The sequence below is a fragment of the Blautia sp. AF32-4BH genome (assembly GCF_003460565.1).
Taxonomy (GTDB): Bacteria; Bacillota; Clostridia; order Lachnospirales; family Lachnospiraceae; genus Fusicatenibacter; species Fusicatenibacter saccharivorans.
In genome coordinates this window covers 541600-556401 of record NZ_QTVL01000001.1, presented here as the reverse complement: position 1 = coordinate 556401, position 14802 = coordinate 541600, and the positions used below count along the sequence as shown (strand labels likewise).

Sequence of the window (14802 nt, the reverse complement as noted above, 5' to 3'; positions counted from 1 at the left end):
AGATTCAACACAAAACTGAAATTTTACTTTTCCTTATATTCATCTGGTATTGCTATTTGAAATGTTTCACACAACAGCATCACATCATGCACATCATTTTTATCGTGTTCATATCCCAAATGAAGCATTACCTGACTCAATGGTTCAATACAAGAAACAGTTATATCTCCAACTTTTCCAATACCGGAAAAAGTTTTTGATGGAAATATATCTCCCTCATAAACAATTCCGTCATCTGTAAATTCAAAACAATGTAAATCAATGATTCTTTGTTTATCATCTTTCCAGACAGTATGACCATCCGTTGTATAATCAGTATTTACTTCCTCAAATCCATGCTGCTTAATCACATAAATATAATCATGATAATGTTTCAGTTCAACAAACAAATCAATATCATTGTGTATTCTTGATTCTCTTTTAAGAAGTGCATCAACACCCCATCCGCCATCTAAATATACTTTAATTTCGTTTTGCAAAGCATATTTTATAATTTCACATGCATCTTCTGTACGTACCATAATCTATCCTCCAAATTCAAATCTTTGTATGCTTTCCAACTCACTAAAAGCCTGAAATTTGTCAGTCTTTCATCCTTTTTGTTATCAATCACCAATTAGCTGTAATCCATTAGGATTTAGCTGATATATTTTATCGCACACCTCTTCAATATACTTTCTATCGTGAGAAATGCTAATGACAGCCCCCGGAAATTCTCGGAGCATTTTTCTTATTACCGGACCGGACAATGGTGAAAAATTTCTTGTCGGTTCATCCAGAATAAGAACATTTGCACCACTTAAGCTCATCCTCAAGAGAAGCACTTTCGCCTTTTGTCCGCCTGATAACTCCCGAATCGGATGCTCCATTTCATCTGGTGTGTATTTAAGTGAACCAAGGTATGTTCTAATTCTTGTACGCTCTTCTTTATCTCCTGTTTTATCAAGGTAATCAACCGGTGTAACATCCAAATCCAGCAGGTCTTCATAAGTTTGAGGCATATATTCTGCTTTAATGTCATTCCGATTTAGGAGTTCTTCCGCTATCTTTTTTAGAAGAGTCGTTTTTCCTGCCCCGTTGGCTCCTATCATACAGATTTTTTCTGAACCTTTTATTTTTAAATGAATTCCTTCTGCTAAAATTCTTTTGCCATCCGGAGTCACAAGCTTTGAAAGTTCATATTCTATGACCGTTTTTCCTGCGGGAATGTGTGAGTTTTCATCCCCTAATTTGACAAAGATTGCTTCTTCCTGTTCCGGCATCTGAGTCATATTTTCATCTTCTTTTTCAAATCTTCGTTCCATTGCCTTAACCGTATGCATTTTGTCCTTTAAGTTTTTGGCAACAGACGGTGCTTGTCTGGTACAACTTCTTAATGCACCTTGTACACTCTGCATAACTCTTTGATATTTTTCATCGCGAATCTTTTTCTCCCTACGGTCACTCAGTGCCCGCTGTTTTTGGATTTCAAATTTATGAAGCCGTTCTTCCACATAGCGTCTATAGGGAAGCTTTGCCACGGTATATCTCGCCTTTGTTTTTCGTATAATCTGCTCGATATGTATCACCATGTTGGCAGTACGCTCTATCAGCGTTTCATCGTGTGAAATAAAAAGCACAATGTGCTTCCAGTCATTTATGATTTTTTCCAGTAATGTAAGCGTCGCAATGTCGATGTCATTGGAAGGTTCGTCCAACAACAGCACAGAAACATCGCGAATGAAAAGCCTCATAAGTTGTGTCTTGACTTTTTCGCCTCCTGAAAGACTACCCATTGTCTGGTTACTGTAGAAAAAATCATTTTTCATTCCAAATTTTCCCGCAATAACAGACAATTCTTTAGGCGTTTTCTCCCAGAATATTTCCTCTTCAGAAAAATATTCGTATATTGTTTTTTCCTTATCTTCATCGAGCATCTCCTGCGGAAGATAACCAAGACGTTCGTGTCCCATTATCCTTTCCCCATCTGCTTCTATATAGTTTTCTACAAGCGACGGATTGTATATCCACTTCATTAATGTCGATTTCCCATTTCCCTCTTCTCCAATAATAACTGCCTTATCTCCATCATTTAGCACAAGGTTGAAATCATTAAGAATTATTCTCAGGTCTTTTTTATGTGTTAAATTTAATTTTTTTATCTGCAACATTAAAGTTTCTCCTTTTCGAAGTCTGAGCCAATTATTATTTTGAACACACAAAAACGAGTCTTTTTTGCATACGCAAAAATAGACTCGCTAAATAGACCCTTATTTCTTTTCCAAAAGGAAAACAAAGGAAATGCCTCTTGCGATAATCCAACTTAAGCGTACACAAAACAAACCTATTCTCTACAGGCTCAATAACTATATGTGTCTTACTTAAATCAAATTATCTATTAATCATTTCCTCACCTTACACAAAATGTGCCTTTCTTTCTTCTAATGGCAATACTATCATACTTTATTTTTTGTGTCAATACATTTCACCTTATGGAAGTGCAAATTAAAATTTTCACTTCCTAATTATACATCCAACCATTACGAAATTCAATCTTTCACAACCTCTTTACAACCACAACCACAGCACTCCAGCAAACGCAGGAGCACCATACCGTAAAACGCTTATGTGTAAATCAACTCCGTTCCTACAACTTCCCTCACACAAGCCTGAATATTATTCATTCTTCCAATCCATTCGTAGGGATTATCTTTCTTTAATTGTTCCGTCACATCTTGTCTGTCGGCATATTCCTTTACCAGTCGAAGAAACATATCCTCTGCTTGCTTATCGACTTCTGCAAGATAACTATGCAGCTTTCCGCTTGTCAGCAGGTTCATATATAACACTTTATAGTGTTCCTTTAAATGCCTTGCATGTCGTTTCCCCCATAAACCAATCGGCTCTATTTCTTCTTCGGCTGGTACTGTGATGTTCGGCAATAAATAATCACCCACCTGTCTATAAGTTCCGCCCATTTCTTCAAAAATTGTCTTTGTCATTTTCCTTTTCCTCCTGTGATTTTTGTCTATCGTGATCGTGTATTATCACGCTTGCGACCTTTAACTGTTCTTGCCTGCTCCAACAAATCATCTATCTGTTTGCGACCAAAAACCTTACGGAGCAGGCTGTAATCTTTATTTTCTGCTTTTAGGATTTTGTTTTCTTCGGTCAATCTTTCATTGACTTTCTCCAAACGCTGATTGGTGCGGTATAACTGTGCATTCGCTGTATTCAGCCTATGATAGTTGTCCCACCCCTCAAAGCAGCGGGCAAGCACCGTTTTGACAAGTTGCTTCAATTTCCCTACAACCGGCTCTGCCATTTTGGTTTTATATGCCTTTGCAGTCATAAATTTCTCTGGTTCTGGCAACTGATATTTCGGTGCAGTATCAAGCTCTATTTCAAGATTTGACAGCTCGTCTTTTGCCTTATCATAGTTCAATACTCGTTCCGACAACACATCAAATTCAATCTGTTTCTGCTCGATTTTCGCACCTAATGCCGCCACTTCTTTTTCTCTTTCCTGCTTTTTATAATCCAAAACAGAAAGATGTTTTTCGTGTGTGCCTAAATGTTCCCACTCAATCCCATAACGTTCCATCACCGCCGCAAGCTGTTCTTTTTCGGACTGTATCCATTGCGACCACTCCGTATCGCCACGACTGCCGCCCTTAAAACCTTGCGTTGCAAGAGCCTGCTTTAGTGACACTCTTGTATCAAGTCCACGCTTGCTGCCTGTGGTAAAAGGTACAAAATCTATGTGCAGATGTGGTGTAGCTTCATCCATATGCAGATGAGCCGAGAACACCCGAAGCTGTGGATTTCGCTCCTGAAAACCCTGATAGTATTCATCTAAAATCTGCTTTGCCAGTTCTCCGTTTTCCGTATCGGCGTTCATATTTCCCTTACCGCCCACCTGTAAAATGATTTCGTGGAACGGTTTTTCCTGCTTGGAACTTCGGATTTTTTCATAATAATCTTTTATCTTTCGGTCTGACCTTATCTGCTTGGCATTGTATCTTTCCAATGCTTCATCAAACAATTCGTGATAAACTGTCTTTATATTTTCATTGCAGTAGTCGATATTGAGATGAGTACGAGTTCCGTCTACATTTTCTGCTCGGAACTTTCGGCTATTGTGATTGACCGAGCCTTTACCGACCATTGCACTTATCGTTCTCTGCATTTTTTCATCTCCCATCTGTAAATTTCAACATTCTCAGGTTTTGTTACTTTTGTCAAAAGTAACGCAAAAGCACTTTTGACGGGTACACCCATCAAAAATGCGACCTGTAAACAGGTTTTGCGTTCTCCGAAGGCTCTCCGAGGGGTGAGCGTGTGCCGGTGGCACACACGCCTGCGAACCGACCGAGCCAGCAGGCGAGACCAAAGAGCCGCCTTTGAAAAGGCACTCTCTGCACACTCCCCTAAACTTTATCCGGTGTCAAAGTGTGACGATGGTGACAATGTTTTTCACAGCGTGCTGCTCTCAAAAACATTGACACCTTTGACACCGTTTGTCACGCCGTCTGCTCGGTTTCTTTCCAAAGTGAAACCTTTCTTCCGTCGTGTGTGCGGCTGTTCTGATAACGGATACCGTAATCACGAAACAGCCTGCTTGCGTTGATACTGAGCCTTAAAGAAAGTACATTCGGCTTTATATCCACCGCAAGCCTTTCGCAAAGTTCCGAAGCAGTTCCTTCCCATCTGTCACTTTCCGAAAAGAGCGTATCCGCTATCTTCTCAAGCAGAGGTTCGGGCGGTTCTTTCCACATCTCCGTTTCCGATTTTGCAAAGTTCCACACCAATCGCTCGCTGTCCCTTACAAGATGGATTTTCATATCCTGCTGGTCTCTGCCAGCAACATCAAGTGTGGCATTGTTGGAAGTACGCTTGTCCTTACTGAGAACAAATGCACCGTCTGCCGCACCCATCAGACCATTCGTGCCTGAAATCATATCGAATATATCTTCCGATTTTTGTTTGCGTGTATGATGAACAATAAGCATTGAAACCTTGTAACTGTCTGCCAACGCTTTCAGCCTTGCCACAACATCATAATCACTTGCGTAGCTGTAATCTGCTCCGCCTGCTTCACGCACACGCTTTAAGGTGTCTATGATAATCAAGCCTGTGTCTGGGTGTTCCCTCATAAACCCTCTTATCTGTTCTTCCAGTCCGCCATTGACCGTTTTACATTCCGTTGCGAAATACAGATTGCCTGTCTCCTTTGCACCGAACATCTGAAACAATCGCTTCTGCAAACGTGGGTAATCATCTTCAAGGGCAAAATAAAGCACCGTTGCCTTACGCACCTTATACTCCCAAAGCGGTGTGCCTGTGCTGATATGATAGGCAAGCTGTGCCATCATAAAGCTCTTTCCCACTTTCGGGGAACCTACGAAAAGGTAAGTTCCCCTTTGGAGCAGACCGTCGATAAGTGGTGTCTGAACCTCAAACACCGTATCATACAGCGTTGTCATTGATACTGTTTTCAGATAGGAAGGGTCTAACTGTCTGAGTATTTCCCTTTGCATTTCTTCAAAAGATTGCTCGTACCCCTTGAAATCCGTATCCTGATTGACTATACTATTGTCAGTACATTTGGAAAGTGACTGTTCCGCATCTGTTGCCGCAGATACATTTGGAATAGTCATTTCTTTTTTATTCTCCATTCGCATCCTCTCCTTTCAAACCGCCGAGAATAATGGAAATCAGTTCTATTACACTCAGCAGTTCATCATCCACACCTTTTCCTGCTTCAATCCTTTTCAGTTCCGCAAGGACTGTGGCAAATTCCGTTTTCAACGCCTTATACACTCTCGGATTGCCCTGTACCACCACATCCTGATTTAAGCAACGGCGGTAACAATACTCCTGTTTTGGCAATCCTGATAGAGCTACAGCTCTGTTAATGAGTTCGTTTTCTTCGGGCGATACTCGAAACCCTACTGTGATATTCCTCCAACGATTTTTGTTATCTCTGTTCTTAGCTGACATTTTCAAAATCTCCTTTCCCTAAATCATCTAATTTTTCTGCCATCTCAATCTGCTTTGACGGAAAGAGGTGTGCGTACTGATAAGTAATATCAATACTTTCGTGACCAACTCGGTCAGCAATCGCCACCGCAGAAAAGCCCATATCAATCAAGAGTGAAATGTGGCTGTGACGGAGATCGTGAATGCGGATACGCTTCACGCCTGCCGCCTTTGCCCCTCTGTCCATCTCGTGATGAAGATAGCTTTTCGTCACCGTAAAGATACGGTCTTTCTTCTTCAATCCGTAAAGCATACCGAGATATTCTTTCATTTCCTCACACAGAAACTTCGGCATTTTAATCGTGCGGTTGCTCTTTTTCGTTTTCGGAGAAGTAATCACATCCTGCCCTTTCAAACGCTGATAGGATTTATTGATTGTGACTGTTTCCTTATCAAAGTTGAAATCTGCCGGAGTCAAAGCTAACAGCTCGCCCTCTCGGATACCGCACCAGTAAAGCATTTCAAACGCATAAAAGGAAACAGGCTTGTCCATCATCTCAAAAGAGAATTTCTTGTATTCTTCCTTTGTCCAGAACAGCATTTCCTTGTGTTCCTCACGTCCCATATTTCCCACCTTTGCCGCAGGATTGGAACGCAGTTCATAGTAGCGGACAGCGTGATTGAAAATGGCGGACAACTGATTGTGCAGCGTTTTCAGATACGTCTGTGAATAAGGCTTTTTCTTCTCATCACGATAGGCAAGCATTTCATTCTGCCAAGTAATAATCTCCTTTGTGGAAATCTCGCTGATTTTCAGTTTCCCGAAATACGGAAGTATCTTTGTGCGTATGATATGCTCTTTGGTAAGCCACGTGTTTTCCTTCAAACGGTTCTTCACATCATTGATATAAAGCTCCGTAAAGGCTTCAAAACTCATATCAAGGTCTGAAGAAGTCTGCAATTTGAACATTCTTTCCCATTCCTGTGCTTCTCGTTTGGTAGCAAAGCCACGCTTGCATTTCTGCTTGCGTTCCCCTTTCCAGTTCACATACCTTGCCATCACATACCAAGTACCGTTATCTTCATTCTTAAATACCGGCATTTACATTTCCCCCTTTCCTGCTCCGTAGAGCCTTTCGTAAAAATACTGGCGATTTACACGCCCTGCAATCGTAATAAAGCCCTTTGCTTTCAATTCCTCATTTAATTGTCTGATGAGTTTATATGCATAAGGTTTTGATACGTTTAGTTCCTGAGCCACATCTTCGGCTCGGATAAATCTGTTTTCCATATCCTTTTTCTTCCTTTCTTAAAATAATTTTTTGCTTGCCGCTTTCTCCGTGTTAAAGTTCCAACAGGCACTCCTGCTTGTCGGCAGGCGCTGTGCTGTCCCAATGCACCGCAGTACATCAGGCGCTCGCTCGTATAGGGGTTCCCGAAAAGTCGGAGACTTTTGGGGAAGAGGAGGAGCAGTGCAGCGAATGAGCTTTTGTGCTTGCACACAAGCGAACGATACGGAACTTGCTCCGACGAGGTCTTGGCGGTTTGGCTTTTCGGACGGTCATTCAGTTGTCGCATTAAGCATATTTGTTTAATTCGTAATTTATTTTACTAAACATATTTGCTATTGTCAAGTGGTTGCAAAGAAAATATTAAACATTTTTGTTTCGGTTTTTCTTGACTTCCACTAAACATTTCTGCTATACTTATTTCACTAAATATAAAAGGAGCGTATCATTATGGCTATCAGCGAAAGAATACATTTTTTCAGACTAATGCGTGGTATGACACAAAAGTATCTCGGTACAGCAATCGGTTTTCCAGAAAAGAGTGCTGATGTGCGTTTGGCACAGTACGAAACTGGTACACGCAAACCGAAAGCAGACCTTACAAATGCATTGGCACAGGTGCTTGATGTTTCTCCACAGGCTCTTGATGTTCCTGACATAGACAGCTATATCGGTCTTATGCACACTCTGTTTACCCTTGAAGATATTTACGGTCTTACTGTCAGTGAAGCAGACGGAGAGGTATGCTTAAAGGTCAACAAGGACAAAGGCAGAGAAGCATATGAACTCCTCAAAATGCTGTATGCTTGGAAAGAACAGGCAGACAAGCTATCTTCCGAAGAAATCAACAGAGAAGAATACGATAACTGGCGTTACCATTATCCAGAGTTCGACACCACACAGCGTTGGGCAAAAGTTCCATCACAGGAATTAAGTGACGCTCTCGTGGAAGCATTCAAAGACCACTTGAAAGATAAATAAGCACCTACAGGACCTGCCACTGGCAGCTCCCTACAGATGCTTTGGCAACGACAAAAAAGCCCTTAACTATGGTTATTAACCACAGCTAAGGGCTTAGTTTATAATATGGAATTTGTTCAGAGCCAAGCTCCGAACTTTAGTCTGCAAGCCACCTGTTAATTGTTCCGTTACCCATAAACCACTGGATAACAAGAATAATGGCACTTGCTATGACTGTTATCAATTTGTTATCAAAAGACTAATCGAAATCGCTGAAACCCGCATAAACACTGGCTTTTTTAAGCAACTCGATTTATTCAAACTCGATGGTTGCCGGTGGTTTTCCTGTGCAATCATACATAACGCGATTGATGTGTTTTACTTCGTTTACAATTCTGCTCGTTGTTTTTCCGATGACATCCCACGGAATTTCTGCGCTTTCGGCTGTCATGAAATCGGTAGTGGTTACGGCACGGAGGGCAATGGCATAATCATACGTTCTTTCGTCTCCCATGACTCCAACAGAACGCATGTTGGTCAGTGCTGCGAAGTACTGGCCGATTTCGTGAGCGATTCCGGCTTTGTCAATTTCTTCACGCCAGATTGCGTCGGCATCCTGAACCATTTTCACTTTCTCGGCGGTTACTTCACCGATGATACGAATACCAAGACCCGGACCTGGGAATGGCTGACGGAATACAAGATATTCCGGAATTCCGAGCTCCAGACCGGCTTTTCTTACTTCATCTTTGAAGAGGTTGCGCAATGGCTCGATGATTTCTTTGAAATCTACGTAATCCGGCAGTCCTCCGACATTATGGTGAGATTTGATAACGGTGGATTCTCCGCCGACACCGCTCTCTACAACGTCCGGGTAGATGGTTCCCTGTACAAGGAAGTCTACGGCACCGATTTTCTTTGCCTCTTCTTCGAAGACACGGATAAATTCTTCACCGATAATTTTACGTTTTTTCTCCGGCTCTTCTACGCCTTTTAATTTGGCATAGAAACGCTCCTGTGCATTAACACGGATAAAATTCAGGTCATACGGACCCTCCGGTCCGAATACAGCCTCTACTTCATCGCCTTCGTTTTTACGCAGCAGACCGTGGTCAACAAAAACGCAGGTGAGCTGATTTCCAACTGCTTTGGAGAGCATAACGGCTGCAACAGAGGAATCAACGCCGCCGGAAAGGGCACAGAGTACTTTTCCGTTGCCAACTTTTTCGCGGATAGCTTTGATAGACTCTTCTACGAAGGAATCCATGTGCCAGTCACCGGCACATTTACATACATTGTATACAAAGTTGGAAAGCATCTTCTTTCCTTCTTTGGTATGAAGAACTTCCGGATGGAACTGGGTTGCATAGAGCTTTTTCTCTACGTTTGCAACGGCTGCTACCGGACAGTCCTCCGTATGGGCAATGATTTCAAAGCCCGGGGCTGCTTTGGAAATATAGTCGTTGTGGCTCATCCAGCAGATTGTTTTTTCAGATACATTTTCGAACAGTGCGGAACTGGTATCTACGGTTACCTCAATTTTTCCATATTCTCTGACCGGAGCTACTTCTACTTTTCCGCCCAGCAGATGCATCATCAGCTGTGATCCGTAGCAAATGCCGAGGATCGGAATTCCAAGTTCGAAAATTTCTTTTGTATAGGTCGGGGAATCCGGCAGATATGCGCTGTTCGGGCCGCCGGTAAAGATAATACCTTTCGGCTGAATTTCTTTAATCTTTTCAATATCTGTTTTGTAAGAATAAATCTCACAGTAAACGTTACACTCACGTACACGTCTTGCAATTAACTGATTGTACTGACCGCCAAAATCAAGTACGATAACCGTTTCTCTTTTCAAAAACGTTCCCTCCTGTTTTTTCTTCTGTGCATGCCAAACCACATGCGTTTTTGGGCTTGATGCTAATTATAGTAAAGAAACCGTAAAATTTCAACCCCCGAAGCATAGGAAACGTGTTCTTTTCCCCATACTTTAGAGTTTTTTCTCTTTTACCTGGTTTATTCTCCGATGGTGATGGTGTAGCTTGCCTGAAAACTTTCTCCTGCCTTCAGGTGCTGTTCACCATATTTGTCTTTTAATTCACCATCAAAGCCAACGTTGTCACAGCGGCCGATCCATGGCTCGAGACAAACAAACGGAGCGGCTGCTTTTGGCTTGGACCATACACCAACGCTTGGGAAGCCTTTACAGGTGAGGGTAACGTACGGTTTCCCATCTACTTCCACGCCAACGCGCTCTACCTGCGTATTGTCGAAGATCAGAGCATCCTCGTCGAAAAGGGTTCTGGTATATGGGATTTTTCCGTTGATTAATGCCAGTTTCCGTGGATGTGCAGCATCAACACCTGCTGTTTCCGGATCAATCAGAACATATTCAAGTTCTGTCTCGCCATGGTTCCGAAGATCTTTGTTGAAGACAATGTCGTACTGCTCCGGAATCATAAATGCCGGATGCCCTCCGACAGAAAAATAAAGGTCTTCCTCTCCGGTATTTTCTACCTCCCAGATAACAGTCACGGTTCTGCCTGAAAGTTTCTGGGTTACGGTAAAAGCAAAGTCGAACGGATAGACTTTTTTTGTCTCATCGGTCGATACCAGACGATGTACGGTTTTATTTTCTGTATTTTCCATGCACGCAAACTCTTTGTCACGTGCAAAGCCATGCTGGCCCATCGGGTATTTGATACCTTTGTGGGTATAGAATCCACCGTTTACTTTTCCGACAAACGGGAACAAAACCGGTGCGTGGCGGTTCCAGAAGGCCGGATCTCCGATCCAGACTGCCTCACGGTCAGCTTCCTTATCGTAGATACTGCAAAGTTCTGCACCGTGATCGCTGATCTGCACACGCAGTTTTTCGTTTTCCATGGTTCTCATACTCTGTTTCCCCCTGTTTTCTTTCATTTTTTGTAACTATTCAGAGCCATGCGAAATTGCATGGCGCTGAATAGTTACCATTTTTAGAATTTATTCCGGATAGACGAGACGGGAATCATCAATTCCGTACAAGACTTCATCCAGGTATTTTTTGCCGAGGTAGTTGGCCATGGGGAGGTTCATGTCCAGGTAGTTTCCGCAGTCTTTCGGAGATGCGCCCGGAACTTCGCCTTTGAAATCGCGGATGAATTCATACATTTCGGTGACGAGCGGGACGATGTCTCTGGAGGTGTAGTCTCCTGCCAGCAGCAGGTAGAAACCGGTGCGGCAGCCCATTGGACCGAAGTATACGGTTTTGTCTTTCCACTGCTCATGGTTACGGAGGAAGGTAGCTCCGAGGTGCTCGATGGTGTGGACTTCGGCGGTGTTCATGACGGGCTCATCGTTTGGTGAAGTCATTCTCAGGTCAAAGGTGGTGATGATGCTGTCACCTACGTGGTCTTTACGGGATACGTAGACGCCTGGTTTGAGTTTGATATGGTCGATGGTGAAGCTTGCGATTTTTTCCATGGTTAGTGGTTTCCTTTCTTTTTTAATAGCTTCGGAGTTCGTCATCGTCATCGGCGGTGTTTTCAATGCTTTTGATGAGGAGGTCGTAGCTGTAGGTGTCGCTTACTTTTACGGTGACGCGGTCGCCGACTTTATGGCCTAAGATGGCTTTTCCTAAGGGGGAGTCGATGCTGACGTAGCCTTTTAAGGAGTTGCCGCGGACGGTGGTGACGAGTTTGTAGGTTTCGATTTCGTCGTCTTCTTCGATGTAGACCTGGACGGTGTTGTTGATGCCGACTTCGTCATCTTTTGAATCATCAGAGATGACGTGAGCGGTTTTGATCATTTTTTCCAGATAGCGGATGCGGCTTTCGTTGCGGTTTTTGTCCTGTTTGGCAGCTTTGTACTCAAAGTTTTCGCTGAGATCGCCCTGGGCACGGGCTTCTTTTACAGCCTCGAGCTCTTTTGGACGGACAACCAGTTTGCGGTAGTCGATTTCTTCCTGCATTTTTTTAATATCGTTTTCGGTCAGTTTATCATACATGATTTTTCTACCTCTTTTCTTGTGAGGTTATTTTAGCACAGAATACGGTAAATTGGAAGTAGGAAGACAGCCACGGTAGAATCATGAGTAGAATCACTTTCTTACGCACCGGAACAGCAAATGTTCCGGTGCTGAATGAACTATAACGGTTCACTCAGCCGTGTCGCTTGGTTTTGAAGGCGGAGTTCCTTTGTTGTCGCTGTTATTTGGCATTTTTCCACCTTCGGGATCGCTCATCGTTTTAACAGACCGGGTTCCGGCGGTGGTGATGATGTCCGTGAGGGTGATCTCTTCGTTATCGGTACCGGCAGCCAGAGTATACGTTGCGTCCAGTTTCATTTCTGGGCAGGTCAAAACGATGCTGGCGTAGGCTTTTTCGGGTGTGACCGTGAAGAGGGCACTTCCATCGCTGTCTGTCAGTGTGATGGTAGTGTCAGCGGACTGGGTTTCCGTACAGTAATAGGTGATAACGGGCTGGGTGGAAGCTTCGTCGAAGCTTTCCGTCATGCCGGCACTGCCGATAGCAGCTAAGGTTCCGCCGGTCACAATTGCACTTCCGTCGTAATCGAGGGCACTGTCACCATCGCTGGTCGGCCCGTACACGATCGTAGTTCCGCCGGTCACGAGAAGACCGCCGTTGGAATCAAGACCATCACCATCGGCGGATACGGTCAGGGTTCCGCCGGTAATTTTAATGTAAAGCTCAGAGTTTCCCCCGCCGCCGGGGCCTCCCTGCATCATCTGTCGAGCATCGCCGTCAGAAGGAGCATTCCCCGGATCGAAGTCCTGCGGCGCATTTCCGCCAGACGGAGCGTTCTCCGGATCGAAGTCCTGCGATGGCTGCATATCGCTGCCGTTTTCTGTATCAGGCGGCATTTGCGGAGGTTCCTTTCCGTCTGCCGTACCGGATATGCTGCTATCATCACCGGAGTTTACGACAGCACTGCTATCGTCGTTTGAGCTTGCGGCATTGCTGTCATCGTCACCGGAACCGGCAGCATTGGCGCCATCGTCGCTGGCATTTACGGTAATGTCACCACCATTGACCACAACGCGTTTTCCTTCCAGTCCTTCGTAGCTTTTTTCAACAAGGATCGTTCCGCCATGAATGACGGTGTCGAGATCCGCATGGAAACCGTCATCACCGGAGTTTACGGTGATGGTTCCGTCATCGACAACAATGCTGCCGGTTGCATGGAAGCCGTCCTGTTCCGCCTCGATCGTAAAAATTCCACCGGCAATATAGATATTTCCAAGCTCTGCGTCATCCGTATTCTTCGCTTTGACCGCACTGTTTGCAGCATCAATGTCAAAGCTTCCGTTCAGAATTTTAATCTGATCTTTGGCTGTGATCCCGTTGTCCGCAGCGGCGATTTTGTAGGTTCCGCCGGTAATCACAAGATCATCTTTGGATACAATCCCGTGCTTGTAGTCTGCCTCGATGGTCAGACTTCCTGTCCCGTTGCAGACAAGATCTGATTTGGAGAAGATAACACTGTCTACCGTGTTGTCGTCAATCTGAGTGTACTCGTTTCCATCGCCAAGCGTGTTGCTGCTGTTTTCAGCAAGCGTGATGAAAACTTTGTCCGCTTCGCGAACGTAGATGGCAGCATTCGTCTCACAGTTGATATGGACTCCATCGAGTACGATCTGAACCTTGTCGGAATCGGATGCGTTTACGATAATCTGGCCATCCTCAAGTGTTCCTCTTACGATGTAAACGCCTTCTTCCGTGATGGTAATTGTGCTGCCGTCTGCTTTGGCTCCGCTGCCGGAGACGGTAGCTGTCGTCTTATTAAGTGTAATTTTTACGGCTTCTGATGCTTTATAGCTTCCGCTCTTCTCACGGTCTGTGAATTCGGTGTCGATAGTGGATTCGGTCAGTTCCAGGTCAAAATTAATATCGGAAGCACTTTCCATTGCATTTTCCGAATCTGTGCTCTCTGATGTGGTATCCGCGTTGTCGGCAGATGTTTCGCCGGTTGACTCTGTACGGGCAGATTCGGCATTCACAGAGCTGGAAGATGTCACTGCTGTGCCGCATCCGCCGAAGGCCAGCGATGATGCAAGAAGCAGGCTGACGACTGCGCCGGTCTCTTTTTTTCTGTTTTTTTTCTTTCTGTTTCGATTCATTATAATTCCTCCCTTCCAGTCTGCGCACGACTGCACAGGATTTCAAGGTTTCCGTTTCTGCAGCGGAGCTGGTCAATCATGTTTTTCTCTTCGCCTTCCTCGCGGAATACGATGCGATACTCCAGCTTGAAAAGACTTCCCATATTCGTGGTTTTTACCTGTACAAGCTCGCAACGGGTCAGATACCTGGCAAAGATATCGTCAAAAACACTGGTATAATCAAGGGACTCCGGTTCCAAGATTTCCATTGACGAGCATGATCACCCTCTGTACGATCACAGGCATCAGAACAAGCGTGACAGCAAAGCTTTTGGTGCATTCGCTTTTGTACCTGTAAACAGCAGCGATCAACAGTCCCAGAATCAGAGACACTGCTGTGCAGGCAAGGAACTGACCAAAGGTGAAGGCGGCGGTTGTTTCTGTAAAAACGGAACTGAATATTGCGTTAAGCATAGCAAATTCCTCCCAGAA

General features: G+C 44.2%; 16 protein-coding genes. 1 reads left to right on the top strand and 15 read right to left on the bottom strand.

Going from position 1 to position 14802, the window contains the following annotated elements; all coding sequences use genetic code 11:
• Nucleotides 1-23: 23 nt before the first annotated feature.
• The 8 genes from DWZ44_RS02625 to DWZ44_RS02590 form a co-directional block, all read right to left on the bottom strand.
• Nucleotides 24-521 (bottom strand): nucleotidyltransferase domain-containing protein, encoded by a 498-nt coding sequence (locus DWZ44_RS02625; RefSeq protein ID WP_009247521.1) that lies wholly within the window; start codon nt 519-521, stop codon nt 24-26.
• Between the two features lie 84 nt (nt 522-605).
• The gene (locus DWZ44_RS02620) at nt 606-2150 is read right to left on the bottom strand and encodes an ATP-binding cassette domain-containing protein (protein WP_009247522.1); all 1545 of its coding nucleotides are present in this window, start codon (nt 2148-2150) and stop codon (nt 606-608) included.
• A gap of 453 nt (nt 2151-2603) precedes the next feature.
• Nucleotides 2604-2981 (bottom strand): TnpV protein, encoded by a 378-nt coding sequence (locus DWZ44_RS02615; RefSeq protein ID WP_009247523.1) that lies wholly within the window; start codon nt 2979-2981, stop codon nt 2604-2606.
• A 26-nt stretch (nt 2982-3007) separates the two neighbouring features.
• A complete protein-coding gene (locus tag DWZ44_RS02610; RefSeq protein ID WP_117804174.1) occupies nt 3008-4147 on the bottom strand; it encodes a plasmid recombination protein in 1140 nt (379 codons plus the stop codon).
• Between the two features lie 355 nt (nt 4148-4502).
• Complete coding sequence (locus DWZ44_RS02605; protein ID WP_009247525.1) at nt 4503-5657, bottom strand: AAA family ATPase; 1155 nt, start codon at nt 5655-5657, stop codon at nt 4503-4505.
• Nucleotides 5647-5982, bottom strand: coding sequence for a plasmid mobilization protein (locus DWZ44_RS02600; protein ID WP_009247526.1), 336 nt, complete (start codon nt 5980-5982; stop codon nt 5647-5649). Before DWZ44_RS02600 ends, DWZ44_RS02605 begins: the two co-directional genes overlap by 11 nt.
• Nucleotides 5972-7063, bottom strand: a complete 1092-nt coding sequence (locus tag DWZ44_RS02595) for a site-specific integrase (protein ID WP_009247527.1) — start codon at nt 7061-7063, stop codon at nt 5972-5974. The genes DWZ44_RS02600 and DWZ44_RS02595 overlap by 11 nt, the downstream gene beginning before the upstream one ends.
• Complete coding sequence (locus tag DWZ44_RS02590) at nt 7064-7252, bottom strand: transcriptional regulator (protein ID WP_009247528.1); 189 nt, start codon at nt 7250-7252, stop codon at nt 7064-7066. It lies immediately after the preceding gene.
• Nucleotides 7253-7700: 448 nt separating this feature from the next.
• Between DWZ44_RS02590 and DWZ44_RS02585 the strand changes: the two genes are divergently transcribed.
• A complete protein-coding gene (locus tag DWZ44_RS02585; RefSeq protein WP_009247529.1) occupies nt 7701-8231 on the top strand; it encodes a helix-turn-helix domain-containing protein in 531 nt (176 codons plus the stop codon).
• 292 nt (nt 8232-8523) lie between these two features.
• Here DWZ44_RS02585 and guaA read toward each other — a convergent pair whose 3' ends face one another.
• The 7 genes from guaA to DWZ44_RS19435 all read right to left on the bottom strand — a co-directional run bounded on the left by guaA (nt 8524) and on the right by DWZ44_RS19435 (nt 14784).
• Complete coding sequence (guaA, locus tag DWZ44_RS02580) at nt 8524-10068, bottom strand: glutamine-hydrolyzing GMP synthase (protein ID WP_117804149.1); 1545 nt, start codon at nt 10066-10068, stop codon at nt 8524-8526.
• Between the two features lie 158 nt (nt 10069-10226).
• Nucleotides 10227-11105, bottom strand: a complete 879-nt coding sequence (locus DWZ44_RS02575; RefSeq protein WP_117804148.1) for an aldose 1-epimerase family protein — start codon at nt 11103-11105, stop codon at nt 10227-10229.
• Nucleotides 11106-11195: 90 nt separating this feature from the next.
• Nucleotides 11196-11675, bottom strand: coding sequence for an S-ribosylhomocysteine lyase (locus DWZ44_RS02570; protein ID WP_117804147.1), 480 nt, complete (start codon nt 11673-11675; stop codon nt 11196-11198).
• A 22-nt stretch (nt 11676-11697) separates the two neighbouring features.
• Nucleotides 11698-12198 (bottom strand): GreA/GreB family elongation factor, encoded by a 501-nt coding sequence (locus tag DWZ44_RS02565; RefSeq protein WP_117804146.1) that lies wholly within the window; start codon nt 12196-12198, stop codon nt 11698-11700.
• A 150-nt stretch (nt 12199-12348) separates the two neighbouring features.
• Nucleotides 12349-14331, bottom strand: a complete 1983-nt coding sequence (locus DWZ44_RS02560; protein WP_117804145.1) for a carbohydrate-binding domain-containing protein — start codon at nt 14329-14331, stop codon at nt 12349-12351.
• Nucleotides 14331-14579: a hypothetical protein gene (locus DWZ44_RS19440; RefSeq protein WP_330410107.1), complete on the bottom strand. Its 249-nt coding sequence runs from the start codon at nt 14577-14579 to the stop codon at nt 14331-14333. Before DWZ44_RS19440 ends, DWZ44_RS02560 begins: the two co-directional genes overlap by 1 nt.
• Nucleotides 14551-14784, bottom strand: a complete 234-nt coding sequence (locus tag DWZ44_RS19435) for a hypothetical protein (protein ID WP_330410108.1) — start codon at nt 14782-14784, stop codon at nt 14551-14553. Before DWZ44_RS19435 ends, DWZ44_RS19440 begins: the two co-directional genes overlap by 29 nt.
• Nucleotides 14785-14802: the final 18 nt, after the last annotated feature.